General features: G+C 72.3%; 19 protein-coding genes. 13 read left to right on the top strand and 6 right to left on the bottom strand.

Going from position 1 to position 22,382, the window contains the following annotated elements; all coding sequences use genetic code 11:
• Positions 1-57 precede the first annotated feature (57 nt).
• Together LNW73_RS00790 and LNW73_RS00785 are read left to right on the top strand one after the other, a co-directional pair.
• A complete protein-coding gene (locus tag LNW73_RS00790) occupies positions 58-1,602 on the top strand; it encodes an acyl-CoA carboxylase subunit beta (RefSeq protein ID WP_250992763.1) in 1,545 nt (514 codons plus the stop codon).
• The gene (locus tag LNW73_RS00785; RefSeq protein ID WP_250979242.1) at positions 1,599-1,787 is read left to right on the top strand and encodes an acyl-CoA carboxylase epsilon subunit; all 189 of its coding nucleotides are present in this window, start codon (positions 1,599-1,601) and stop codon (positions 1,785-1,787) included. Before LNW73_RS00790 ends, LNW73_RS00785 begins: the two co-directional genes overlap by 4 nt.
• 297 nt (positions 1,788-2,084) lie before the next feature.
• On the opposite strand, the gene LNW73_RS00780 is transcribed toward LNW73_RS00785, so the two are convergent.
• On the bottom strand, positions 2,085-3,389 hold the full coding sequence (locus LNW73_RS00780; protein ID WP_250988439.1) for a citrate/2-methylcitrate synthase: 1,305 nt from the start codon (positions 3,387-3,389) through the stop codon (positions 2,085-2,087).
• Positions 3,390-3,489: 100 nt separating this feature from the next.
• On the opposite strand from LNW73_RS00780, the gene LNW73_RS00775 reads away from it, so the two are divergent.
• Positions 3,490-4,650 carry a citrate synthase/methylcitrate synthase gene (locus LNW73_RS00775; RefSeq protein WP_250988438.1) on the top strand — a complete coding sequence of 387 codons (1,161 nt, stop codon included), beginning with the start codon at positions 3,490-3,492 and terminating at the stop codon, positions 4,648-4,650.
• Positions 4,651-4,744: 94 nt separating this feature from the next.
• Here LNW73_RS00775 and LNW73_RS00770 read toward each other — a convergent pair whose 3' ends face one another.
• Positions 4,745-5,830 (bottom strand): hypothetical protein, encoded by a 1,086-nt coding sequence (locus tag LNW73_RS00770; protein WP_250988437.1) that lies wholly within the window; start codon positions 5,828-5,830, stop codon positions 4,745-4,747.
• A gap of 231 nt (positions 5,831-6,061) precedes the next feature.
• Here LNW73_RS00770 and LNW73_RS00765 point away from each other — a divergent pair, with 231 nt between their 5' ends.
• The 3 genes from LNW73_RS00765 (at position 6,062) to LNW73_RS00755 (ending at position 8,569) form a co-directional block, all read left to right on the top strand.
• Positions 6,062-7,015 carry a quinone oxidoreductase family protein gene (locus LNW73_RS00765; RefSeq protein ID WP_250988436.1) on the top strand — a complete coding sequence of 318 codons (954 nt, stop codon included), beginning with the start codon at positions 6,062-6,064 and terminating at the stop codon, positions 7,013-7,015.
• A 324-nt stretch (positions 7,016-7,339) separates the two neighbouring features.
• On the top strand, positions 7,340-7,780 hold the full coding sequence (locus LNW73_RS00760; protein WP_250988435.1) for a nitroreductase family deazaflavin-dependent oxidoreductase: 441 nt from the start codon (positions 7,340-7,342) through the stop codon (positions 7,778-7,780).
• A 252-nt stretch (positions 7,781-8,032) separates the two neighbouring features.
• Positions 8,033-8,569, top strand: a complete 537-nt coding sequence (locus LNW73_RS00755) for a hypothetical protein (RefSeq protein WP_250988434.1) — start codon at positions 8,033-8,035, stop codon at positions 8,567-8,569.
• A gap of 23 nt (positions 8,570-8,592) precedes the next feature.
• Here LNW73_RS00755 and paaK read toward each other — a convergent pair whose 3' ends face one another.
• Positions 8,593-9,927 (bottom strand): phenylacetate--CoA ligase PaaK, encoded by a 1,335-nt coding sequence (gene paaK / locus LNW73_RS00750; RefSeq protein ID WP_250988433.1) that lies wholly within the window; start codon positions 9,925-9,927, stop codon positions 8,593-8,595.
• Between the two features lie 158 nt (positions 9,928-10,085).
• Between paaK and LNW73_RS00745 the strand changes: the two genes are divergently transcribed.
• The 3 genes from LNW73_RS00745 (at position 10,086) to LNW73_RS00735 (ending at position 13,843) form a co-directional block, all read left to right on the top strand.
• Positions 10,086-11,600: an acyl-CoA synthetase gene (locus tag LNW73_RS00745; RefSeq protein ID WP_250988432.1), complete on the top strand. Its 1,515-nt coding sequence runs from the start codon at positions 10,086-10,088 to the stop codon at positions 11,598-11,600.
• A 102-nt stretch (positions 11,601-11,702) separates the two neighbouring features.
• Positions 11,703-12,977, top strand: coding sequence for a VWA domain-containing protein (locus tag LNW73_RS00740; protein ID WP_250988431.1), 1,275 nt, complete (start codon positions 11,703-11,705; stop codon positions 12,975-12,977).
• Entirely contained in the window at positions 12,977-13,843 is an 867-nt protein-coding gene (locus tag LNW73_RS00735) for a hypothetical protein (protein WP_250979250.1), read from the top strand. The genes LNW73_RS00740 and LNW73_RS00735 overlap by 1 nt, the downstream gene beginning before the upstream one ends.
• A gap of 77 nt (positions 13,844-13,920) precedes the next feature.
• On the opposite strand, the gene LNW73_RS00730 is transcribed toward LNW73_RS00735, so the two are convergent.
• The 3 genes from LNW73_RS00730 to LNW73_RS00720 all read right to left on the bottom strand — a co-directional run bounded on the left by LNW73_RS00730 (position 13,921) and on the right by LNW73_RS00720 (position 17,058).
• Positions 13,921-15,051 carry a WD40/YVTN/BNR-like repeat-containing protein gene (locus tag LNW73_RS00730; RefSeq protein WP_374118256.1) on the bottom strand — a complete coding sequence of 377 codons (1,131 nt, stop codon included), beginning with the start codon at positions 15,049-15,051 and terminating at the stop codon, positions 13,921-13,923.
• An 85-nt stretch (positions 15,052-15,136) separates the two neighbouring features.
• Positions 15,137-16,597 carry an MFS transporter gene (locus LNW73_RS00725; protein ID WP_250988429.1) on the bottom strand — a complete coding sequence of 487 codons (1,461 nt, stop codon included), beginning with the start codon at positions 16,595-16,597 and terminating at the stop codon, positions 15,137-15,139.
• Between the two features lie 95 nt (positions 16,598-16,692).
• Positions 16,693-17,058, bottom strand: a complete 366-nt coding sequence (locus LNW73_RS00720; protein WP_250979253.1) for a nuclear transport factor 2 family protein — start codon at positions 17,056-17,058, stop codon at positions 16,693-16,695.
• Positions 17,059-17,341: 283 nt separating this feature from the next.
• On the opposite strand from LNW73_RS00720, the gene LNW73_RS00715 reads away from it, so the two are divergent.
• The 4 genes from LNW73_RS00715 (at position 17,342) to LNW73_RS00700 (ending at position 22,346) form a co-directional block, all read left to right on the top strand.
• A complete protein-coding gene (locus tag LNW73_RS00715; RefSeq protein ID WP_250988428.1) occupies positions 17,342-18,298 on the top strand; it encodes a hypothetical protein in 957 nt (318 codons plus the stop codon).
• Positions 18,299-18,335: 37 nt separating this feature from the next.
• Complete coding sequence (locus tag LNW73_RS00710) at positions 18,336-19,865, top strand: APC family permease (protein ID WP_250988427.1); 1,530 nt, start codon at positions 18,336-18,338, stop codon at positions 19,863-19,865.
• A gap of 145 nt (positions 19,866-20,010) precedes the next feature.
• The gene (locus LNW73_RS00705) at positions 20,011-21,198 is read left to right on the top strand and encodes a CaiB/BaiF CoA transferase family protein (RefSeq protein WP_250988426.1); all 1,188 of its coding nucleotides are present in this window, start codon (positions 20,011-20,013) and stop codon (positions 21,196-21,198) included.
• The gene (locus LNW73_RS00700; protein WP_250979257.1) at positions 21,195-22,346 is read left to right on the top strand and encodes an acyl-CoA dehydrogenase family protein; all 1,152 of its coding nucleotides are present in this window, start codon (positions 21,195-21,197) and stop codon (positions 22,344-22,346) included. The genes LNW73_RS00705 and LNW73_RS00700 overlap by 4 nt, the downstream gene beginning before the upstream one ends.
• Positions 22,347-22,382 lie beyond the last annotated feature (36 nt).

Raw genomic sequence — 22,382 nt, 5'->3', positions numbered from 1 at the left:
CCCTCGTCACCGAACCCGGACCCGGCCCCCGTCGTCCGTCCCGCCGTGCCCGCGGACATGCTCGGCCGGATCGCCGAACTGGAGAGCCGCAAGGCGCAGGCCGAGGCGGGACCGAGTGAGCAGGCCACCCGCAACCAGCACGACCGCGGGAAGCTCACCGCCCGCGAGCGGCTGGAACTGCTCTTCGACGAGGGCTCGTTCAACGAGGTGGAGCCGTTCCGCCGGCACCGGGCGACGGGCTTCGGCCTGGAGGCGCGCAAGCCCTACACCGACGGAGTGGTGACGGGCTGGGGAAAGGTGCACGGCCGCACCGTCTTCGCGTACGCGCACGACTTCCGGATCTTCGGCGGGGCGCTCGGCGAGGCCCACGCCGAGAAGATCCACAAGCTGATGGACCTCGCCGAGTCGTCGGGCGCCCCGCTGGTCAGTCTCAACGACGGCGCGGGCGCCCGGATCCAGGAGGGCGTCACCGCGCTGGCCGGCTACGGCGGGATCTTCTCCCGCAACACCCGGGCCTCCGGGGTGATCCCGCAGATCAGCGTGATGCTCGGCCCGTGCGCGGGCGGTGCGGCGTACTCGCCGGCGCTCACCGACTTCGTCTTCATGGTGCGCGGGACCTCGCAGATGTTCATCACGGGTCCCGACGTGGTGCACGCGGTCACCGGTGAGCAGGTCACCCAGGAGGTGCTCGGCGGCGCCGACACCCACGCGGCGACCTCGGGCGTCGCGGCGTTCGCCTACGACAACGAGGACGAGTGCCTGGAGGAGGTCAGGTTCCTGCTCTCACTGCTGCCGTCGAACAACCGTGAGCTGCCGCCGGTCTGGCCCTGCGACGACCCGGTCGACCGGCCCAACGACGCCCTGGTGGACCTCGTCCCGGCGGACCCGACCCAGGCGTACGACATGCGGGCCGTCATCGAGGAGATCGTCGACGAGGGCGATCTGTTCGAGGTGCACGAGCGGTGGGCGACCAACGTGGTGTGCGCGCTGGCCCGGATCGGCGGCAACGTCGTCGGCATCGTCGCCAACCAGCCGGCCTCGATGGCCGGCGTGCTGGACATCCACGCCTCGGAAAAGGCGGCCAGGTTCGTACAGACCTGCGACGCGTTCAACATCCCGCTGATCACCCTGGTCGACGTGCCGGGCTTCCTGCCCGGCAAGGACCAGGAGCACAACGGCATCATCCGGCACGGCGCGAAGCTGCTGTACGCGTACTGCAACGCGACCGTGCCGCGCATCCAGGTGATCGTGCGCAAGGCGTACGGCGGCGCGTACATCGTCATGGACTCGCGGTCCATCGGCGCCGACCTCTCCTACGCCTGGCCGATCAACGAGATCGCGGTGATGGGGGCGGAGGGCGCCGCGAACGTTGTGTTCCGCCGGCAGATCGCGGCGTCGCCGGACCCCGAGGGCACCCGGCGCGAACTGGTCGAGGAGTACCGGGAGGAACTGATGCACCCCTACTACGCGGCGGAGCGCGGGCTGGTCGACGATGTCATCGACCCGCGCTGGACCCGGCGCACCCTGGCCCGCTCGCTGGAGATGCTGCGCTCGAAGCAGCAGGTCCTGCCGGCCCGCAAGCACGGGAACCCGCCGGTATGAGCGGGGGATGGGCGGTCGAGCGCGGTGACGTCGGCCAGGAGGAACTGGCGGCCCTGGCCGTGGTCCTGGCGAGCCTGTCGACCCGGGCCCAGGTGCCCGAGCCCGCGGCGGGGCCGTTCCGTGCCGAGTGGCGGCAGGGCTACGGCTACCAGAGCGCGGGCTCCTGGCGGGCGGCCGGGAGATGACCCCGGGGGCGGCCGGGACGCCGTCGAGGGCGGCACGCGAAGTGACGACGGCCGGCGCGTCCTGGCAGCTCTGAGAGAGCGGATCCGAGACCTGACGACCCGCACGCGAAACGCGCCCCGCCGGTGACACGGGCCCGGCGGGGCGTGCGCGTGCGGTGGGCGCGGGGGCCGCACGGCCGTCGTCACGCGACTCGGCGGCCGCGTCCTGGACGTCCTGGTCGCACAGGTCGCCGAGGGGGTGACGGACGCCGAGGCGAGGACGGCGGACGCGGCGACAGCGCGAAACGCGCAGGTGGGTCACGGCAGTGGCTGGGGCGGCGTGGGTCCGGTGTAGTGGCCGCTGGGGCGCAGTCGCAGGGGGCGCTCCTGGTACTCCTCCAGCGCGTGCGCGATCCAGCCGGCGGTGCGGGCCACCGCGAACACCGTCTCGCCCGCCTCGGCGGGCATGCCGGCGGAGACCGACAGCACGGCGAGCGCGAGGTCGACGTTGGCGTGCAGCGGGGTGTACCGGGCGGTCGTCTCCACCACCTCGCGAGCCGCCGCGAGTGCGGGTGCCGCCCGCGGCAGCTCCTCGAGGAGTCCGAACAGCATCCGCGCGCGCGGGTCCTCGCCCGGGTACAGCCGGTGGCCGAGCCCCGGGATCCGCCGTCCCTCGCGCAGTTGGTCGGCGACGACCGCCGCCGCGCTGCCGCGGTCCAGCACGTCCGTCAGCAGCCGGTGCGCGAGGCCGCTGGCGGCGCCGTGCAGCGGTCCGTCCACGGCGCCGAGGCCGGCGGAGACCACTGCGTACGGGTTGGCGCGTGCGGAGGCCGCGACCCGGGCGGCGAGGGTGGAGGCGGCCAGGTCGTGGTCGATGAGCAGGGTGAGGGCGGCGTCCAGGACGCATACCGACGCCTGGTCGGCGGGGTGCCGGGTGAGCCGGGGCCAGAGCCGCTCGGCCAGCGCGGTCCCCGGCTCGTCCGCCGCGTCCGTCTCCCGTACGGGCAGGGCGCCGACCAGCGTGGCGATGAGGGCGGGGGCGGCGGCGAGCACGGTGGGCGCCGACAGGTCGAACCGCAGCGGATCGGTGACGGCCGCCGCGATCGTCGCCGCCCTGAGCCGGTCCACCAGCCCGCTGTGGGCCGGCAGCGCCTCGACGGCCCGGCGCGCGGCGGCGAGGCTCTCGGGCGGCGCGGTGAAACGGATCCCCGGCGTCAGTTCACCCGTCCACAGCCACGCGGCGGTCTCCTCGTAGCCGTAACGGGCGGCGAGGGCGCAGGCGTCGACGCCCCGGAAGTAGTAGCGGTCGGTGTCGATGAGGGTGATGCCGGTCCTGGCGGTCAGGGTTCCGTCCGACAGCCCGTCACCGCCGGAGGCCGCCGCCCGGTCCGCCGGCGTACCGTCGCCGCCCGGCCGTCCGCGTCCTGACCGGCGGGCGAGTGCGTCGACCTCGTCGGGGTCGAAGGTGCTGCCGCGCCCGCCGGGCGCGCGGCGGCTCGTGAGCAGCCCGCGGCTGACGTACGCGTAGACCGTCTCGGACTTCACCCCGAGCCGGTCGGCGGTCTCCCGGGTACTCAGCCGCTGTCCGCTCCCGCTCGTTCCGCCCGCCGCGTCGTCCGTCATGGGCCACACCGTATCCAGTCGTATCCATATTGATTCAATCAACGTTGACAAGCATTGAATCAATCATAGACAGTCGAATCAACATCCAGGGAGGAAAACCATGCCCACCACCGAGCGGAACGCTCCGATCGAGGTACCCCGCGGACTGAAGGGAGTGGTCGTCACCGACACCGCACTCGGCGACGTCCGGGGCCTTGAGGGCTTCTACCACTACCGCGAGTACTCGGCCGTGGAGCTGGCGGAGACCCGCACCTTCGAGGACGTCTGGCATCTGATGTTCCACGGCACGCTGCCCGACGCGGCGGGGCGCGCCGCCTTCACCGCGCGGACCGCCGCGCTGCGCCGGCTGCCCGACGACGTCCGCGACGCGCTGCCCGCCATAGCCCGCTCGTGCGCGCTCGCCGGACCCCTCGCCGGACTGCGCACCGCCCTGTCGCTGGCCGGCGCCTCGGCCGGCTTCCGGCCGCTGTACGACATCGACGCCGACCGGCGCCGCGCGGACGCGCTCGCGGCGAGTGCCATCGTGCCGACGCTGCTGACCGCGCTGCACCGGCTCGGCCAGGGACTGGCCCCCGTCGAGCCGCGCGCGGACCTGCCGTACGCGGCCAACTACCTGTACATGCTGACCGGGCGGGAGCCCGAGCCCGCCCGTGCCCGGGCGATCGAGCGGTATCTGATCTCCACCATCGACCACGGGTTCAACGCGTCCACCTTCACCGCCCGGGTCATCACCTCCACCGGCGCGGACCTGGCCGCCTGTCTGGTCGGCGCGATCGGCGCGCTCTCCGGGCCGCTGCACGGCGGCGCGCCGAGCCGCGCGCTGGACACCCTCGACGCCATCGGCACACCCGAGCGCATCGACCCGTGGATCCGCGAACGCGTCCTGGCGGGCGACCGGATCATGGGCTTCGGGCATCCGGTCTACCGCACGGAGGACCCGCGCTCGCGGATGCTGAAGGAGATCGCCCGGGGCTTCGGCGGGCCGCTGGTGGACTTCGCCGTCCAGGTCGAGGAGCGGGTCGAGGCGATCCTCGCCGAGCTGAAGCCCGGCCGGGAACTGCACACCAACGTCGAGTTCTACGCGGGGGTGGTCATGGAGCTGTGCGGGCTGCCCCGCGAGATGTTCACCCCGACCTTCGCCTCGGCCCGGGTCGTCGGCTGGTGCGCCAACGTCCTGGAGCAGGCCGAGGACAGCAAGATCATCCGTCCGGCGGCGCGCTACACCGGCCCCCCGCCGCCGCGGCCGGTCCCGGCGGTCTGACCGGCGCTCCGCGACCCGGACGGGCGCCGGCGGGAGCCCGCGCGGCCCGTGGGGTTCGTCCGGCCCGTGGGGTTCGTCCGGCCCGTGCGGCGGGTCAGCCGACGGGCCGGCGGTCCACCGGCGTCACCGGATTGCGGATGGTCACCGAGGTGCGGCGCGGACCCGACCACGGAGCCGGAACGGCGTCGATGTCCCGCGCCAGCCGATAGGCCAGCGCCTCGTAGTTCACCCGCCACCCCCTGAAGTGCGGCCAGGCCTCTTCCGGGGTCCGCTCCATCGGATAGCCCTGGTCCGCCATGCGCCGCACGCCGCGCAGGTACTCCGCGTACTCCAGGATCAACGGGTCCTCCGGCAGCGGATCGTGGTTGTACGCGACACCGCGCATGTCGGCGATGTCGCGCAGGCAGACGAAGCCGCCGCGCAGCGCCATCCGCACCTCGGCCTGCGGCCGGGAGGGGTTGAGCGCCAGCCGCAGGGCGGCCGCGTCCATCACCGACAGCAGGCTGATCAGCCAGTTCCGGGTGGCCCGGGGAGAGCGGAACATGATGAGCACCGGGTAGGTCGTATGGCTCTCGCTCACCTCGGCCGCCCACCGCTCCCAGTTGCGGAACAGCTCGGTGAGGCTGTCGAGCAGCTCCACCTGGGCGTACCGCGCCAGGATCTCCGGCCCCCACGGCGGGTTCCCGGCGCGGGCCTGCAGCATCGTCACCTCGGTCTCGCGGCGCGCGTACGCCCCGTAGAGCGTCGGCAGATAGCCGATCTGCAGACCGATGACGATCGGGCCGGTGGCCGCCGCGCAGAAGTCGATGGCCGTCAGCGTCGGGCGGCTGCTGCTGGCGAAGCCGAGCGTGAACAGCGAGGAGCCGGCCTCGAACAGCGACGCCTGGGGGCCGAGCCCGCTGACCGCGGCCTCCAGCAGGGCGTAGCCGCCCATGAAACACGCCAGCCAGCTCATCAGCGTGATCACGATCGCCAGCGGGGCGGCGGGCGCGAGCACCCGGTCCTTGCTCTCGATGCTGTCGCACCGGTCCGCCACCAGTTGGAAGGGCGCGTGCACCAGTCGTTGGACGATCTGAGTGAATCCCGAACGGCTCGCCCGCGGTATCACCAGCGTCCGCAGCACGGAGGAGTAGATGCCGAGCACGATGGCGGTGCCCACAACGCCCAGCAGTGCGCGCAACGCGGTGTCCTTCCAGGTCGGAGCGGGCCGGAAGATCGACTCGCTTCGCGGGAAAGCGTAAGCGCGGCGGTACCGGAACCGGCCGGGGCACGCGCGGCACAGATCACATACCGACTGGTCGGTCACCCATTCCCCTGGCGCCGCGCACGCTCTACCGTGAAACCTGCGGGACACGGCCCATGACGGACCGGGAACCACCAGGAACGACGAGGAACAGCGGAAGGAGTCGCGTTGCGCGCGATCCAGATCACGGAGTTCGGCGGACCCGAGGTACTGCGGCAGGTGGAACTGCCGGCACCCGAGGCGCAGCCGGGACACCTGCTCGTGGAGGTGTCGTCCGCGGGGATCAACTTCGCCGACACCCACACCGTCGAGGACAGCTACCTCTCGCGCTCCACCCTGCCGATGGTCCCCGGCGCCGAGGTCGTCGGCCGTACCTCCGACGGCCGCCGCGTCGTCGCCCTCGCCGACAACGGCGGGTACGCGGAGGTCGCCGCCGTCCGCGAGTACCTGGCGCACGACGTCCCCGAAGGCGTCAGCGACGGCCAGGCCCTCGCCCTCATCGTCCAGGGGCTGACCGCCTGGCACCTGCTGCGCACCTCCGCGCGGATCGCCGCGGGCGAGAGCGTCGTGGTGCACGCGGCCGCGGGCGGCACCGGGTCGCTGGCCGTACAGCTCGCCAAGTCCTTCGGCGCGGGCCGGATCATCGCCACCGCCTCCACCAAGGAGAAGCGGGACCTCGCGCTGGAACTGGGCGCCGACATCGCGGTCGACGCCGACGCCGAGGGGATGAAGGAGCGGCTCGTCGAGGCCAACGACGGCAAGAAGGTCGACATCGTCCTGGAGATGACCGGCGGACCGGTCTTCGACGCGTCACTCGCCGCCCTCGCGCCCTTCGGCCGGCTCGTGACGTACGGCATGGCCTCCCGCGTCCCCCCGACGCCGGTCCAGGCCGCCCAGTTGATGGGCCGCTCCCGCGCGGTCGTCGGCTTCTGGCTGATGCACTGCCTCGGCCGCCCCGGCATGTACCGCGAGCCGATGGCCGAGCTCCTGGCGATGACGGCCGACGGACGCCTCAAGCCCCAGGTCGGCGGCGTGTACCCGCTCGCCGACGCCGCCCGCGCCCATGAGGACATCCGCGCGCGGCGCACCCACGGCAAGCTGATCCTGGACGTGACGCGCTGAGCCGCGCTGCCGGCGGCCGGGAGTCGCCGGCCCCCGTCGGGCGCCGAGTGACCCGCTGATCAGGAAACCCGCGGCCCGTCGTGTCCGTTGTCCACGATGCATGGTGGACAACGTCGTACGACGGGCCGCGGCCTGCGATCCGCCTGTGTCCGGCCTGCGATCCGCCTGCGCCCGGCCCGCGATCCGCCTGCGTCCGGGCTGTGAGCTGACGCGCCGTGAAGCGCGGAACGGAATCCATGACTCCCGGCCGGTTTTGATCCCTTTGTTCCGCTCCGACCGGCCTAGGGTGGGGACCACATCCGAGAACGATCTGGAGGCAGTGGCGTGACGGCGTACGACGTGAAGGAAGTACAGATCAGCCCGACGGAGTGGGTGGCCACGCAGGCGCGGACCTACGAGGAGTCCGGTGGCACCGAGGGCACCGACATGAACGGCTCGCCCTGCCTGCTCCTGGACTACCTGGGCCGGCGCAGCGGCAAGTGGCACCGGACGGTGCTCATCTACGGCCGGGACGGCGCCGATTACCTGATCGTCGCCTCGAAGGGCGGCGACGACAACCACCCGCTCTGGTACCTGAGCCTGCAGGACAACCCCGAGGTCCATCTGCGGGTGAACACCGAGCGGTTCACCGCCACCGCCGAGACCCTGTCGCCCGACGAGAAGGCCCGCGTCTGGCCCCACCTCGTCGACGTCTACGGCCCGTACGCCGATTACCAGAAGAAGACCGACCGGGACATCCCTGTCGTGCGGCTGCGCCGCGTCTGAGGTGACCCCGGCCGGGGGAGGCGGAGACGGTGGTGGCCCGCGCCACCACTCCTTCGCCGCCCCGGAGGCGGGGGTCCGCGGGCGGGCCGGTTCGCAGGCGGGCGCCGGTTCGCGGGAGGGTCCTGCGGCCGAGTGTCCGGCCCGTCGTGCGACATGCGGAGGATCTGCGGCCCGCGGCCGTCAGCCGAGCGGGGTAGTGACGTCAACCCGCAGGTTGATCCCCGTCAGGGGCGGCCCCGCAACACTGAGGGCATGTCAACCACCACGTTAGGCACGGCAGTTGAGAGCGGCGGGACGGAGCGCCCGGTCCCGCCGTGGGCGGAACGGGTCGCCCACCTCATCCCGCTGGTGGGGCTGCCGGTGTGTCTCTGGCGGCTGCCCATCGGCTTCGGCTACCCGATGGGCGGGGAGAGCACCCCGTCGGCGTGGTGGCACATCCCCTACGTCTTCGGACTCAGTCTCCTGACGGAGGCGTTCGCGCTGCTCGGGTTCGGGCTGGTGCGCCGATGGGGAGAGGTGGTGCCCGGCTGGGTCCCCCGGCTGGGCGGCCGGCGCATCCCGCCCTTCGCGGTCATCGTTCCCGCCACCGCCGGTGGACTCCTCCTCCTGGGGCTGATGGCCAACTGGTTCTTCACGGCCTTCCACATCGGCGGTTCGCCCGGTTTCCCGTACGCCCCGGGCTGGGACGCGCTGGCGATGACGGTCAGCGCGCTGCTGACCCTGTGGGGCCCCCTGCTGCTGGCCCTGACCTACGGCTACCACCGCCGCCGCTGCCGCCCGGCCGGCTGAGTCCGGGCGGCGGCGGACGCGAGCTACGCGCGCGGCCGCGGCTCCCGTTCGTCGATGACGCGCTTGATCTTCCCGACCGAGCGCTCCAGGGTCTCCGGATCGACGACGGCCACCTCGACCGTCACGCCCACGCCGTCCTTGACCCCCTGGGCGATGGCGGCCGCCGCCGCGGCCCGCTGCTCGGGGCTCGCGCCGGGGCGGGCCTCGGCGCGTACGGTGAGCCGGTCGAGACGGCCCTCACGGGTGAGCCGCAGCTGGAAGTGCGGTGCCACGCCGGGGGTGCGGAGCACGATCTCCTCGATCGCGGTGGGGAAGAGGTTCACGCCGCGCAGGATGATCATGTCGTCGCAGCGGCCGGTCACCTTCTCCATCCGGCGGAACGGGCGGCGCGCCGTGCCGGGCAGCAGCCGGGTCAGATCGCGGGTGCGGTAGCGGATGACCGGCATCGCCTCCTTGGTGAGCGAGGTGAAGACCAGCTCACCGCTCTCGCCCTGCGCCATCACCTGGTCGGTGAGCGGGTCGACGACCTCGGGGAAGAAGTGGTCCTCCCAGATGTGCAGCCCGTCCTTGGTCTCGACGCACTCCTGCGCCACCCCGGGGCCGATGACCTCGCTGAGCCCGTAGATGTCCACCGCGTCGATGTCCATCCGCTCCTCGATCTCCCGCCGCATCTCCTCGGTCCACGGCTCGGCCCCGAAGATGCCGGTCCGCAGGGACGTGGAGCGCGGGTCGACGCCCTGCCGCTGGAACTCGTCCAGCAGCGTGAGCATGTACGAGGGGGTGACCATGATGATCTCGGGCTTGAAGTCCTGGATGATCCGGACCTGGCGCGCCGTCATACCGCCCGAGGCCGGGATGACCGTGCAGCCCAGCCGCTCGGCGCCGTAGTGGGCGCCCAGGCCGCCGGTGAACAGGCCGTACCCGTACGCGATATGGATCTTCTGACCGGGCCGGCCGCCCGCCGCACGGATGGACCGGGCGACCATGTCCGCCCACATGTCCAGGTCGTTGCGCGTGTAGCCCACGACGGTCGGGGCACCGGTGGTGCCGCTGGACGCGTGGATGCGCCGGATGTCCGCCTCGGGCACCGCGAACATGCCGAACGGGTAGTTGTCGCGCAGATCGGCCTTGGTGGTGAAGGGGAACCGGGCGAGATCGTCGAGAGTGCGGCAGTCCTCCGGCGCCACCCCGGCCGCGTCGAACGAGTTCCGGTAGAAGGCGACGTTGTCGTACGCGTGCCGCAGGGTGGCCCGCAATCGCCGCAGCTGAAGATCCCGCAGCTCCGCACCGCTCAGCTGCTCACCGGCGTCGAGGAGGGCGCCGTCCGCTCCCGACCGATCGTTCGGTACTGTCGTCACGGGCTCAAGTAATCAGGATCCGCACCGCAGGTCAAGAGACGCGCGGTGATCCACAGACTTCCTTGCGGCAGGACCGGCGCACCGTGCGGTAGTGCTTGACCCGGGCCCCCGTGCCGTCCGAAGGTGGCCCGGGGCAGGTCCGGCAGCGGGGAGGCGTCATGGTCGCGGTGCACGGCAATACGGTCGACGGAGTGCTGCGGCGCAGCGCCCGGCGGGTACCCGACCGGGTGGCGGTGCGGTTCGGGGACCGGACGTGGACCTACCGGGAACTCGACGAGGCGGTGTCCGCGGCGGCGACCGTACTCCTGGAGCGCGGGCCGCGGCCGGGCGAGCGGGTCGCGGCGTACGGGCACAACTCCGACGCCTATCTGATCGGCTTCCTCGGCTGCGCGCGCGCCGGCCTGGTGCACGTGCCCGTCAACCACCATCTGGAGGGCGAGGACCTCGCCTACCAGCTCGGGCAGTCCGGCAGCGTGCTGGTGCTCAGCGACCCGCAGCTGCGGGGCCGGCTCCCCGCCGGCGTCCCCGTCCTGGCGCTCCGGGACGACGACGCGTCGCTGCTCGCCCTGCTGCCCGCCGCCGGACCGGCGACCGGGGCGTACGAGCCCGGGGCCGAGGACCTCGCGCAGCTGCTGTACACCTCGGGGACCACCGCGCTGCCCAAGGGCGCGATGATGACGCACCGCGCGCTCGTCCACGAGTACGTCAGCGCCGTCACCGCGCTCGGTCTGCGCGAGGGCGACCGGCCGGTGCACTCGCTGCCGCTGTACCACTCGGCGCAGATGCATGTCTTCCTGCTGCCGTACCTGATGGTCGGCGCGGAGAACACGATCATCGCGGGACCGGATCCGCAGACGATCTTCGACCTCGTCGAGGAGGGCCGGGCGGACAGCCTCTTCGCGCCGCCCACCGTCTGGATCGCCCTCGCCAACCACCCGCAGTTCGCCGAACGCGACCTGAGCGGGCTGCGCAAGGCCTTCTACGGCGCCTCGATCATGCCCGTTCCGGTCCTGGAGCGGCTGCGCGCCCGGCTGCCGCACCTCGCCTTCTACAACTGCTTCGGGCAGAGCGAGATCGGCCCGCTCGCCACCGTCCTCGGCCCGGACGAGCACGAGGGCCGGATGGACTCCTGCGGCCGCCCGGTGCTGTTCGTCGAGGCCCGGGTGGTCGACGAGGCGGGCAAGGACGTACCGGACGGCACACCGGGCGAGGTCGTGTACCGCTCACCGCAGCTCTGCGAGGGCTACTGGGACAAGCCGCAGGAGACGGCGGAGGCCTTCCGCGACGGCTGGTTCCACTCCGGCGACCTCGCCGTACGCGACGCCGAGGGGTATCTCACCGTCGTCGACCGGGTGAAGGACGTCATCAACTCCGGTGGCGTGCTGGTCGCTTCCCGGCAGGTCGAGGACGCGCTCTACGGTCATCCGGCGGTCGCCGAGGTCGCCGTCGTGGGGCTGCCCGACGAACGCTGGATCGAGGCCGTCACCGCGGTGGTCGTGGCGCGCGGCGACGTCACCGAGGACGAACTGCTGGAGTACGCCCGCGGACAGCTCGTCCACTTCAAGGCGCCCAAGCGGATCCTGCTCGTCGACGAACTGCCGCGCAACGCGAGCGGCAAGATCCTCAAGCGCGAGCTGCGCGACCGCTTCGCACCGGGGCCCGGGAGCGCCTGACACCGGGCGCGTGCGGAGCGGGCCGGCGTCGCGGCAGTCCGTCGCGCGGGCGCTCAAGGTCCCGGATTTCGCCGTGGAGTTGGCGGTCACTAAGCTCCCCGGATGATCACCAAAAGACGGCTGGCGGCCGGCCTGTGCGGCCTTGCCGCAACTCTCGCCGCCGGACTGTTCCCGGCGTCCGCCGCCGCGGACGAGCCCACAGCGCAGGAACCACCCAAGATCGACCTGGTCCTGGACGTCAGCGGGTCGATGAGCGCGCGGGACGTGGACGGGAAGTCGCGGATGTCCGCGGCGCAGCAGGCTTTCAACGACGTGCTGGACGCCGTGCCGGACGATGTCCGGCTCGGCATAAGGACGTTGGGGGCCACCTATCCCGGCAAGGACATGAAGACCGGCTGCCTGGACAGCAAGCAGCTGTACCCGGTGGGCCCGGTCAACAGGACCGAGGCGAAAGCGGCCGTCGCGACGCTGCGCCCCACCGGCTGGACCCCCATCGGGCTGGCGCTGCGCGGCGCCGCCCAGGACCTGGCGGGCGGTGACGCCACCCGCAGGATCGTGCTCATCACCGACGGCGAGGACTCCTGCGGTCAGCCGGACCCGTGCGACGTCGCCCGTGAACTCGCCGCGCAGGGCACCCATCTGGTGGTGGACACCCTCGGCCTGGTGGCGAACGACAAGATCCGCAAGCAGCTGAGCTGCATCGCCGAGGCCACCGGCGGCACCTACACCTCCGTACAGCACACCGACCAGCTCTCGTCGCGCATCAAGCAGCTGGTACGGCGCTCGGCGCAGACCCCGCCGGTCGTTCCGAAGGCGGTCCAGGGCTCGGCACAGTGCGGGAACGCGGCCGGCATCACCCCGGGTGTGTACACCGACCGTGAGGAGTTCGGGCAGCACCGCTACTACAAGGTCGCGGTGACCGACGGCCAGGAACTGCGGGCCACGGTCAGCGTCGGCGCCGACCGGGCGGTGAACGCGGACTACGGCGTACTGCTGCGCGCGGTGAGCGGCGAGGGCCAGGAACTGGTCCGCGGCTCGGACGCCGGCAGCGGCCGGACCGATGTGATGTCCTCCGGACTGCGCTACGTCTACCCGGACAAGGACACCGACTCGGACGACGCCCCGCCGCCGCACACGGTGTGCCTGGAGGTCAGCAACTCCTTCTCGGCACCGGACGCCGTCAAGCGCACCCCGGGCCTGCCCGTCGAGCTGACGCTCGACCTGGTCGACGCCCCCGACGAAGCCGCTGATGTCGCCGCGTTCGGCCTCGGCCGCGGCTGGGTGCTGCTCGGCGCCCTGGCGGTCACGGGACTGTTCGCCGGACTGATCTGGGGCTGGCTGGCCCGCTGGCGCGTCGCCGTATGGAGGAGCAACTGATGCGTACGACACGTCTGGTGACCGCCGCACTGCTCACCGGGGCGGCCCTGCTCGGGCCCGCCGCGACCGCGCTGGCCGACACCCCCAGCGCCAGTCCGAGCACGGACCCCGCCGCGAGCCCCAGCGGGAGCTCCGGCACCGAGGAGGAGGCCGCGCCCACCGAGGCCGGCACCGCCTTCCGCACCGCCACCGCGATCCGGCAGGGACAGGCCGCCACGGCCGCCGCCTCGACCGGCGACTACCTGTACTGGATGTTCCCGGCCGGCGCGGGGCAGACCGCCACCGCCAAGGCGACGGTGACACTGCCCGACCAGGCCGGCCGGCACGGTGCGCAGACCTGGCAGATCGACGTCTACGACGGGCTGCGCCGCCGTCAGCCGTGCGTCTCGGGCGACCGGACGGTGCGGAGCCCGGACTCGGGTCCGTCCGTCACCCTCACCTGCACCCTGCGCACGGTGCGGCCGATCGCCGACACCAGGTCCAACGACCCGCTGCCGGGCGCGTACTACGTACGGCTGACCGTCATCGATCTGCCCGCCGACGATCTCGGGCAGCCGTTCAAGGCGGAGATTCTCGCGACCACCAAGGACGCCGGGGGAGCGCACTCCGAGGGCGGCGAGCTGGCCGCCCCGCTGACCCCCGCGGGCCAGCCGGACGCGCTCGCCGCCCCGGAGGACGGCTGGACCTCCGGCTGGTGGTCCGACCGCTGGCTGTGGACCGCGGGCGGAGGGGTGCTGGGCGCGCTCGCCGCGATCGGCGGCTACACCCTCACCCGGGGACCGCGCCGGTCGGCCCGGGTGCCTGCCCAAGCGTACGCGGGGCCGCCCAGCGGTTCACGGGACGCCGAGGCGTACTCGAGGCGCTGAGCGGCCGGGAGAAGGCGGTCGGAAGCTCGACCGCCTTCTCCCCACCGTCAGGGTGCGCGACCATCAGGGCGAGAGCGTCAGGGCGAGACGGTCAGGGTGAGACGGGCGATCCGGCCCTTCTCACCCGCCGCCCAGCAGCTGAGGTCGGGCGCGCAGTCGACCGTGTCGAAGGACCCGGAGTCGAACTGCCGCCAGCCGCGCCCCGAGTCGAGCGACAGATCGCTGCCGGTGGGCCCGACCGCGATCGCGGCGAAGCCCAGATAGGGGAGCCAGGCGACCCCGGACCGGTACGCCTGCGGCGGCGTCGCGGACACCGTCCACGTGGCGCCGCCGTCCTGGCTGACCGCTCCGGCGCTGGGCGAGGCCTGGTCGGCGCGGTAGTCGCCGCCGACGGCCAGGCCGTGCCGGGCGTCACGGAAGGCGAGGGCGAAGACGCCCCTGGCGGGGTCGCCGGCCGGGATCACGGTCGGCGCCGCCGTCCACGTCAGACCCCGGTCACCGGAGTGCAGCACGCGGGAAGCCGCACCGCCGCCGGTGGCCAGCCACACGTCACGGCTGCCGGCCGTGACCAGGCACTGGCCGCTCGCCGCGAAGGACGCCTCGCCGTCCTGAGCGGCGGGCATGCCGGCGGAGGGCAGTACCCGCCAGCTGCGGCCGCCGTCACCCGTGGACAGGATCCGGTACTTGCCGTCCACCGGATCGCTGACGGCCAGTCCGTTCTTCGCGTCGAAGAACGTCAGACAGTCGTAGAACGCCTTCGGGTCGGGGTTGCGGAAGGTCTCGGTCCAGCTGGCGCCGCCGTCCTGCGTCCGGTAGACGCGGGAGGCGTCGCCCTCGCCGATCGCCAGGGCCACCGCGTGCCGCGCGTCGAACGCCTCGATGTCGCGGAACTCCAGCTCCGCCGCGCCCGGCGGGGACACATTTCCCCAGCTGGCGCCGCCGTCGGTGGTCCGCAGGACGGTGCCGGCGGAGCCCGCCGCCCAGGCGGTCCTGCTGTTCACCGCCGACAGTCCGCGGAACCGGGACGTGGTCCCGGTCGCCTTGAGCTCCCAGCCGAGCTTCGGCAGGCTCACCTTCGCCCCGTTCGCCTGTGGCGCGGCCGGCTTCGTCCCGCCCGGCTCCGGGCCGGCCTGCGCGGGAAGCGCGGCCACCGCGACAAGTGCCGCCCCGCACAACCCGATCGTCACCGTACGTCTCAGTATCCCCATGGCACTCATGCCGCGGAACGTAGCCGACCCCCTCGGTGCCGTCCAGACGGCACCGACGGGGTCGGCGGATGTTGCCCGGGTGGATTCATCCCGTGGTGGCCGCCTTGCGGGGCAGCAGCAGGACGAGTGCGGCGAGCGCGACTTCGACGGCCATGAGGAAGACGAGGCTGAGGCCGAAGGCGTGCGGGAAGGACTCCGGCAGTCCGCTGCCGACCGCGTCGTAGAAGATGATGCCGATCAGCGCGACGCCCAGCGCTCCGCCGATCTGCTGGACGGTGGCCACGGCGCCTGAGGCGGAGCCGACCCGTTGGGGCGTGACGCCCTGGAGCACGGTGGTGGTGAGCGGTGCGATGACCATGCCCATCCCCAGGCCGTCGAGGAACAGTCCGGGAGCCAGCCAGCCGATGGCGCCGGTGGTGCCGATGCGGTGCGAGGCCTCCCAGAGCAGTGCCAGGCCGAGGACCATGCCGAGGGCGCCGACCGAGATGGTGTGCCGGCCGAGCCGTGCGGCCAGGTGGTGGGCGGTGGTCGACGTGATCATGTAGCCGGCGCCGATCGCGGTGAAGACCACTCCGGAGGCGAGGGCGTCCAGACCGCGGCCCTGCTGCAGATAGAGGGCGAGCACCAGGAAGAACGACGCCTGGCCGATCCAGAACACCAGCTGGGCGAGGGCGCCGACGGTGAACGTCCGCTCCCGGAACAGCGCGGTGTCGAGCAGCGGGTCGCCGCCACGCCGGCCCAGCCGGTGCTGGTGCACGGCGAACTCCGCGAACAGCAGGGCGGACAGCGCCAGGCACAGCCAGGTCCACAGCGGCCAGCCCTGCTCACGGCCCTGGATCAGCGGCAGTACGAGGGCGACGACGGCGAGGGTCGACAGGACGACTCCGGTCACGTCGAGGCGGGGGCGCTGCGGGGCGCGGGACTCGGTCAGGGCGCGCGGGACGAGCAGCAGCGTCACGGCACCGACCGGCAGGTTGATGAGGAAGCACATGCGCCAGTCGAGTCCGAGGACGTCGGCCTTGATGAGCAGGCCGCCGATCAGCTGGCCGAACACCGCGCCGATGCCCATGGTCAGCCCGTACATGCTGAACGCGCGGGCCTGGGCCTTGCCGGCGTAGTCGGTCTGGATGATGGAGAGCACCTGCGGGCCCATCAGCGCGGCCGCCAGGCCCTGCAGTACGCGGGAGGCCACGAGTATCCCGGCGGTTGGGGCGATTCCGCAGGCCACGGAGGTCAGGGTGAACAGCGCCAGTCCGACGGCGAAGATCCGTCTGCGGCCGAACATGTCCCCCAGCCGTCCGGCGGTGATCAGCCCGGTGGCCAGGGCGAGTCCGAAGCCGGCGACCACCCACTGGATCGACGCGGTGCCGGCGTGCAGGTCCACCTGCATGGACGGGATCGCGACATTGACGATGAAGAAGTCGAGGGCGGTCATGAAGGTCGCGATCAGGAGCACCAGCAGGCCGAGCCCCGACCGGCGGCTGGGCGGCCGCTGACGGTCGGCGGCGGAGGGAACGGTGCGTTCGTCGGTCAGAGGCGATGCCATGGCGGAACTCCTGTGGGCACGAGGGCGATACGCGGTCGGTAATAGGGGAGGGGCGCGCGGGGGCGGGCCGGACGGGCCCGCCCCCGGGACGCGGCTCAGGCGGCCGGGACCTTGTCGAGGAAGCCGAGGACGCTGCGCAGCCGGCCGTCCTCCGTCAGCACCGCGACGTCGAACCCGATCACCAGCGACTCACCGCCGGCCGGGCCCAGTTCCCAGGTGAACCGGGCGATGTTGTGGTGGGCGTCGACCGGGCCGCCCAGGGTGAAGACCAGCCCGGGGAACTGGGCCTGCACGGCGCCGATGGTCGCGTCGATCGCGTCGCGCCCCTCGGCGACCACCAGCGGGTCGGTGTACTGGGCGTCGTCGGCCCACAGTTCGTCGATCGCGGCCCGGCGGGCGGCGGGGTCGGTCTCGTTCCAGGTGGCGAGGTAGCGCTCGACGAGGTACTGGGTGTCGCTCATGTCCGGTTCTCCCTGCGGTCGGTGCGCGGAGTGCGCTGTCGTGTTCTGTGTTGTGCTGCGTTCCTGCAGGTCAAGACGTTACGGAGATCGGACGGACGCGGAATCAGTCATCGTTAGGTACTTTCCGGGCCCGGCATCATGAAGGGGCGGGCCGCCGCTCCCCGGCCGGAAACCCGTAGGGGACTACAGGGAGACAACAGGCATGGTCTTGAAGCGGACCTGTGCCTACCGGTTGGCTGTGGACGATCACTGTTCGTAACCCGCCCGTGGAGGCAGCCCGCGGATGAGCCCACCTCCGCCCCCCTTCGGCTTCTCCCGGGCCAAGGACGACTTCGGCTTCGATCCGGCCCTCGACGACGTCGAGCTGGTCGCGGCTCGCACTGCCCTGGGACAGGGCCACTGGTCCGAGGTACGCGCCCTGCTGGCCGCGACCGGCGACCAGTGGGACCGCCGTGGTCACCGGCTGGTCGTGCTCGCCGAGGGCCCGGCCACCGCCGCCTGGACGCGCGAATGGCAGCTCGCGGAACCGGACAGCCTGGACGCGGCGATGCTGCTCGCCTGCTCCACGGTGTTCCGCGCCGTGGCCGGCAAGGCGAGCCCGGAGGTCGCGCGGGAGGCCTGTCTCGCCGTGGCCCGGCTGGCGCCGGCGGACCCCTCGCCGTGGCTGGCCCTGCTGATCCTGGCCCGCCGCACCGGCACCGACGAGGACCAGGTGCGCGCGTTCGACCAGGTACGCGGCCGGCACCGCAGCCACCACCACGCGCACCATCTGATGACCGCGTGTCTGGCCGAGCGTCAGAAGACGGACCGGAACGACCCGTTCCATGAGGTGTACGAGTTCGCCGAGTGGGCCGCGGGGGAGGCGCCCGAGGGATCGCCGCTCGCCGGACTGCCGCTGCTCGCCCATGTCGAGCGGTACCGGGTGCTCGCCGGAACCGGCGCCGAGCCGAAGGATCCCACCGGCCTGCCGCACTGGACCAGCGGCCGCGGCCGGCAGAGCCTGCGCGCGGCGTTCGACTGGTGGCTCGAATGGCACGGCGGCGACCATCCCCGGCTGGAGCTGGATCTCAACCTGCTCGCCTTCGCCATGGTGCACAGCGGCCGTCCGGTGGAGGCCGCCGCGCTGTTCAACCGGATCGGCCCGCACGCCACCCGGCGCCCCTGGTCGTACTTCGGCCGCGATCCGAAGAAGGCATTCCGCACCGCGCGCAGCTCCGCGCTCGGTTTCGGTTCTCCGTAGGACCCGACGCTCACCTCACCGGAAGGACACCGCAGCCATGCTGACGGGCAGTAAGACCGAGATCAGCACCTTCAAGGGGCAGGAAAGGGCGCTGCGCGCCGACCGGATCGGTACGACCGGGCTCCTGCTCTCGGTGCTGGCGGCCAGCGCGCCGCTCATGGTCGTCGCGGGCGTCATGCCCACGACGTACGGTGCGACCGGCATCGTCGGGCAGCCGCTGCTGTTCGTGATCCTCGGTGTGGTGATGGCGCTCTTCAGCGTCGGCTACGCGGAGATGAGCCGGCATGTGCACAACGCCGGTGCCTTCTACGCGTACATCGCCCGCGGCCTCGGCGCGACGGCCGGTGTCGGCGCGTCCTTCGTCGCCCTCGTCTCGTACAGCCTCATGCAGGTCGGCATCTACGGCATCTTCGGCTTCGAGGTCGTCGGCCAGCTCGACCAGCACTTCGACATATCCGTCGACTGGTGGATACCGGCGCTCCTCGCGGTGCTGCTCACCGGTGCGCTGGGCGCGCTGAAGATCGACCTGAACGCCAAGGTGCTCGGCGTGCTGCTGGTCGTCGAGTGCGCCCTGGTCATCGTCTGCGACATCGCGTTCGTCGCGGATCCGGACAAGAGACAGGGCCTGTCGCTGACCGGCTTCGACCCCAGCACGCTGACGGGCGCCGGCCTCGGTATCGCGCTCTGCTTCGCCGTCGTCGGCTTCGTCGGATTCGAACAGGCTCCCGTGTACGCGGAGGAGACCAGCAAGCCGGGGCGAGCCGTGGCGCGCGCGATGTTCCTCGCCGTCGCCTTCGCGAGTGTCTTCTTCGCCCTCACCTCGTGGCTGATGGGCGTGGCCGCCGGTCCCTCGCAGGTCGTGGGCGCCGCGCAGGAGCAGAGCGCGGGCCTGCTGTTCGGCCTCACCGAGTCCCGGCTCGGCGGCACCTTCACCGACCTGCTGCACGTGTTCTTCCTGACCGGCATCTTCGCCTCGATGCTCAGCTTCCACAACGTCGTCGCCCGCTACGCCTTCGCGATGGGCCGCGAGGGCCTGCTGCCCTCCGCCGTGGGCCGCACCTCCAAGTCGAGCGGCGCTCCCGCCATCGGCTCGATGCTGCAGACCGTGATCTCCCTCCTCGTCGTGGTCGCCTTCGCGGTCACCGATGACAAGCCGGCCGGTGACCCGACGGTGCCGGTGCTGCGGCTGTTCACCTGGGGCGGCAACGTCGGCGCGGTCGGCGTCATCCTGCTCATGGCGGTCGCCTCGGCCTCCGTTATCGCGTTCTTCGTCCGCCGCGGGGCCGGCCGGGCCCAGATCTGGCGGCTGCTGAGCGCCGGTGTGGCCGGGGCCGCCCTGCTCTTCGTACTCGTCTACGCGGTCAAGGACTTCGACGTGCTGATCGGTCCCGACCAGGACGCGGCGCTGGCCTGGATCCTGCCGGGCATCGTGGGGATCTCCGGCGTCGTCGGGATCGTGCTGGGCCTGGTGCTGAAGGCACGGAAGCCCGAGGTGCACGCCCGCGTCGGCCTGGGCAACGAGGCGTTCCAGCTGGAGAAGGCCGCGGTCTCCGAGACCTCCGCCTGACCGCTCGCACCGGCCCGCCACGCCCTGGAGGCGCGGCGGGCCGGTGTCGTTTCCGGGACCCGCCCGTCCGGCCCTTGCCAGGACTGGAACACGTTCCTAACATCACTGATGTGACATCACTACTGTCAAAGTGATCGGGGAGCCGATGGACGTGCAGGCAGGTCCCGGCCCACTGGCCGGCGTCAGGGTCGTGGAGCTGGCCGGCATCGGCCCCGGGCCGTTCGCCGCGATGGTGCTGGCCGACCTGGGGGCCGATGTCGTACGGGTCGACCGGCCCGGCGGTTCCGGGCTGGCCATCAACCCGACGTACGACATCACCAACCGCAACAAGCGGTCGGTGCTGCTGGACCTGAAGTCCCCGCAGGGCCCCGCCGCCGTCCTGGACCTGGTCGAACGCGCCGACATCCTGATCGAGGGCTACCGGCCGGGCGTCGCGGAACGGCTGGGCGTCGGCCCCGGGCAGGCGCTGGCCCGCAACCCCCGGCTGGTGTACGGGCGGATGACCGGATGGGGCCAGGAGGGCCCGCTCGCGCACACCGCCGGCCATGACATCGGCTACATCGCCATCACCGGCACGCTCGGCATGATCGGCCCGGCCGACGGCCCGCCGGCCATCCCCGCCAACCTCGTCGGCGACTACGCGGGCGGCTCGCTCTACCTCGTCATCGGCGTCCTCGCGGCCCTGCAGCACGCCCGCACCACCGGCACCGGACAGGTCGTCGACGCCGCGATCGTGGACGGCACCGCGCATCTGACCTCGATGATCCACGGCATGGTCGCGGCCGGCGGCTGGCAGGACCGGCGCGGCGCCAACCTGCTCGACGGCGGCTGCCCGTTCTACGGCGTCTACGAGACCGCGGACGGCGGCTACATGGCGGTCGGAGCCCTGGAGAAGCGCTTCTACGCCGAGTTCACCGCGCTGCTGGAGCTCGGCGAGGACGCCCCGGACCGGGGTGACCTCGCCCGCTGGGGCGATCTGCGCGCCGCCGTCGCCGCCCGCTTCAAGACCCGCACCCGCGACGAGTGGACGGCCGTCTTCGAGCAGTCCGACGCCTGCGTCGCCCCGGTCCTCTCGCTGCGCGAGGCTCCCGGCCACCCGCACCTCGCCGCCCGCGGCACCTTCACCGAGGACGCCGGGATCGTCCAGCCCGCCCCCGCGCCCCGCTTCTCCGTCACCCCCGGCGCCGTACGCCTCCCGCCCGCCCAGCCGGGCGCGCACACGGCGGAGGTCGCCCGGGACTGGCGGGTTCCCGCGCTCGACCAGGGCGCCGAGCCCGGCCAGGGCCCCGCGCCCGACGCGTCCGAAAGCCCCCGAGGAGACCAGTCCGTATGAAGCGCGAGATCTTCACCTCCGACCACGACGCCTTCCGTGAGACCGTGCGGACGTTCCTCGCGAAGGAGGCGCTGCCGCACCACGAGCGCTGGGAGAAGGCGGGCATCGTCGACCGGGAGGCCTGGCTGGCCGCCGGCCGCCAGGGACTGCTCGGCGTCGCCGTGCCCGAGGAGTTCGGCGGCGGGGGAGAGCCGGACTTCCGCTACGGGGTGGTGCTGGGCGAGGAGTTCACCAGGGCGGGCGTCTCGGGGCTGGCCATCGGCCTGCACAACGACATCATCGGCCCGTACCTCACCTCGCTGGCCACCGACGAGCAGAAGCGCCGCTGGCTGCCCGGCTTCTGCTCCGGCGAGATCATCACCGCGATCGCCATGACGGAGCCGGGCGCCGGCTCGGACCTGCAGGGCATCCGCACCACCGCCGCCGACCACGGCGACCACTGGATCCTGAACGGCTCCAAGACCTTCATCTCCAACGGCATCCTCGCCGACCTCGTCATCGTCGTGGCCCGCACCGGCCACGAGCCGGGCCAGGAGGGCGCCAAGGGCCTGAGCCTGCTGGTCGTCGAACGCGGTATGCCGGGCTTCGAGCGCGGCCGCAACCTGGACAAGATCGGCCAGCACGCGCAGGACACCGCGGAACTGTCGTTCAGCGATGTGCGGGTGCCGAAGAGCAATCTGCTGGGCGGCGAGAACCAGGCGTTCCTCCATCTGATGACCAATCTCGCGCAGGAGCGGCTGGCCATCGCCGTCTCCGGGATCGCCGCCGCCGAATCCGTCCTGGAGCTGACCACCGAGTACGTCAAGCAGCGCGAGGCGTTCGGCCGTCCGCTGGCCAAGCTCCAGCACATCCGCTTCGAGATCGCGGAGATGGCCACCGAATGCGCCGTCACCCGCTCCTTCATCGACCGTTGCATCACCGAGCACAGCACCGGAGGGCTCGACGCCGTCCATGCCTCGATGGCCAAGTGGTGGGCGACGGAACTGCAGAAGCGCGTCGCCGACCGCTGTCTGCAACTGCACGGCGGATACGGCTACATGGCCGAATACCGGGTCGCGAGGGCGTTCACCGACGGCCGTATCCAGACCATCTACGGCGGCACCACGGAGATCATGAAGGAGATCATCGGCCGTTCCCTGCTCTCCTGATCCCCCGACCGTTCTCCGGACCCCTCATTCCCGAAA

The sequence above is a fragment of the Streptomyces sp. RKAG337 genome (assembly GCF_023701715.1).
Lineage (GTDB): Bacteria > Actinomycetota > Actinomycetes > Streptomycetales > Streptomycetaceae > Actinacidiphila.
Note: the sequence above shows the minus strand (reverse complement) of the source record. Positions and strands in the feature narration are given on the sequence as shown.

Excerpts from the sequence above, each read along its gene's own strand:
- LNW73_RS00720 (WP_250979253.1), bottom strand. The coding sequence starts at position 17,058 with ATGAGCGACACCCAGTACCTCGTCGAGCGCTACCTCGCCACCTGGAAC.
- LNW73_RS00785 (WP_250979242.1), top strand. The coding sequence starts at position 1,599 with ATGAGCGGGGGATGGGCGGTCGAGCGCGGTGACGTCGGCCAGGAGGAA.
- LNW73_RS00790 (WP_250992763.1), top strand. The coding sequence starts at position 58 with ATGCTCGGCCGGATCGCCGAACTGGAGAGCCGCAAGGCGCAGGCCGAG.
- LNW73_RS00705 (WP_250988426.1), top strand. The coding sequence starts at position 20,011 with ATGGACGTGCAGGCAGGTCCCGGCCCACTGGCCGGCGTCAGGGTCGTG.
- LNW73_RS00725 (WP_250988429.1), bottom strand. The coding sequence starts at position 16,597 with ATGGCATCGCCTCTGACCGACGAACGCACCGTTCCCTCCGCCGCCGAC.
- LNW73_RS00735 (WP_250979250.1), top strand. The coding sequence starts at position 12,977 with ATGCGTACGACACGTCTGGTGACCGCCGCACTGCTCACCGGGGCGGCC.
- LNW73_RS00730 (WP_374118256.1), bottom strand. The coding sequence starts at position 15,051 with ATGGGGATACTGAGACGTACGGTGACGATCGGGTTGTGCGGGGCGGCA.
- LNW73_RS00755 (WP_250988434.1), top strand. The coding sequence starts at position 8,033 with ATGTCAACCACCACGTTAGGCACGGCAGTTGAGAGCGGCGGGACGGAG.
- LNW73_RS00740 (WP_250988431.1), top strand. The coding sequence starts at position 11,703 with ATGATCACCAAAAGACGGCTGGCGGCCGGCCTGTGCGGCCTTGCCGCA.
- LNW73_RS00715 (WP_250988428.1), top strand. The coding sequence starts at position 17,342 with ATGAGCCCACCTCCGCCCCCCTTCGGCTTCTCCCGGGCCAAGGACGAC.
- LNW73_RS00710 (WP_250988427.1), top strand. The coding sequence starts at position 18,336 with ATGCTGACGGGCAGTAAGACCGAGATCAGCACCTTCAAGGGGCAGGAA.
- LNW73_RS00775 (WP_250988438.1), top strand. The coding sequence starts at position 3,490 with ATGCCCACCACCGAGCGGAACGCTCCGATCGAGGTACCCCGCGGACTG.
- LNW73_RS00700 (WP_250979257.1), top strand. The coding sequence starts at position 21,195 with ATGAAGCGCGAGATCTTCACCTCCGACCACGACGCCTTCCGTGAGACC.
- LNW73_RS00780 (WP_250988439.1), bottom strand. The coding sequence starts at position 3,389 with ATGACGGACGACGCGGCGGGCGGAACGAGCGGGAGCGGACAGCGGCTG.
- LNW73_RS00745 (WP_250988432.1), top strand. The coding sequence starts at position 10,086 with ATGGTCGCGGTGCACGGCAATACGGTCGACGGAGTGCTGCGGCGCAGC.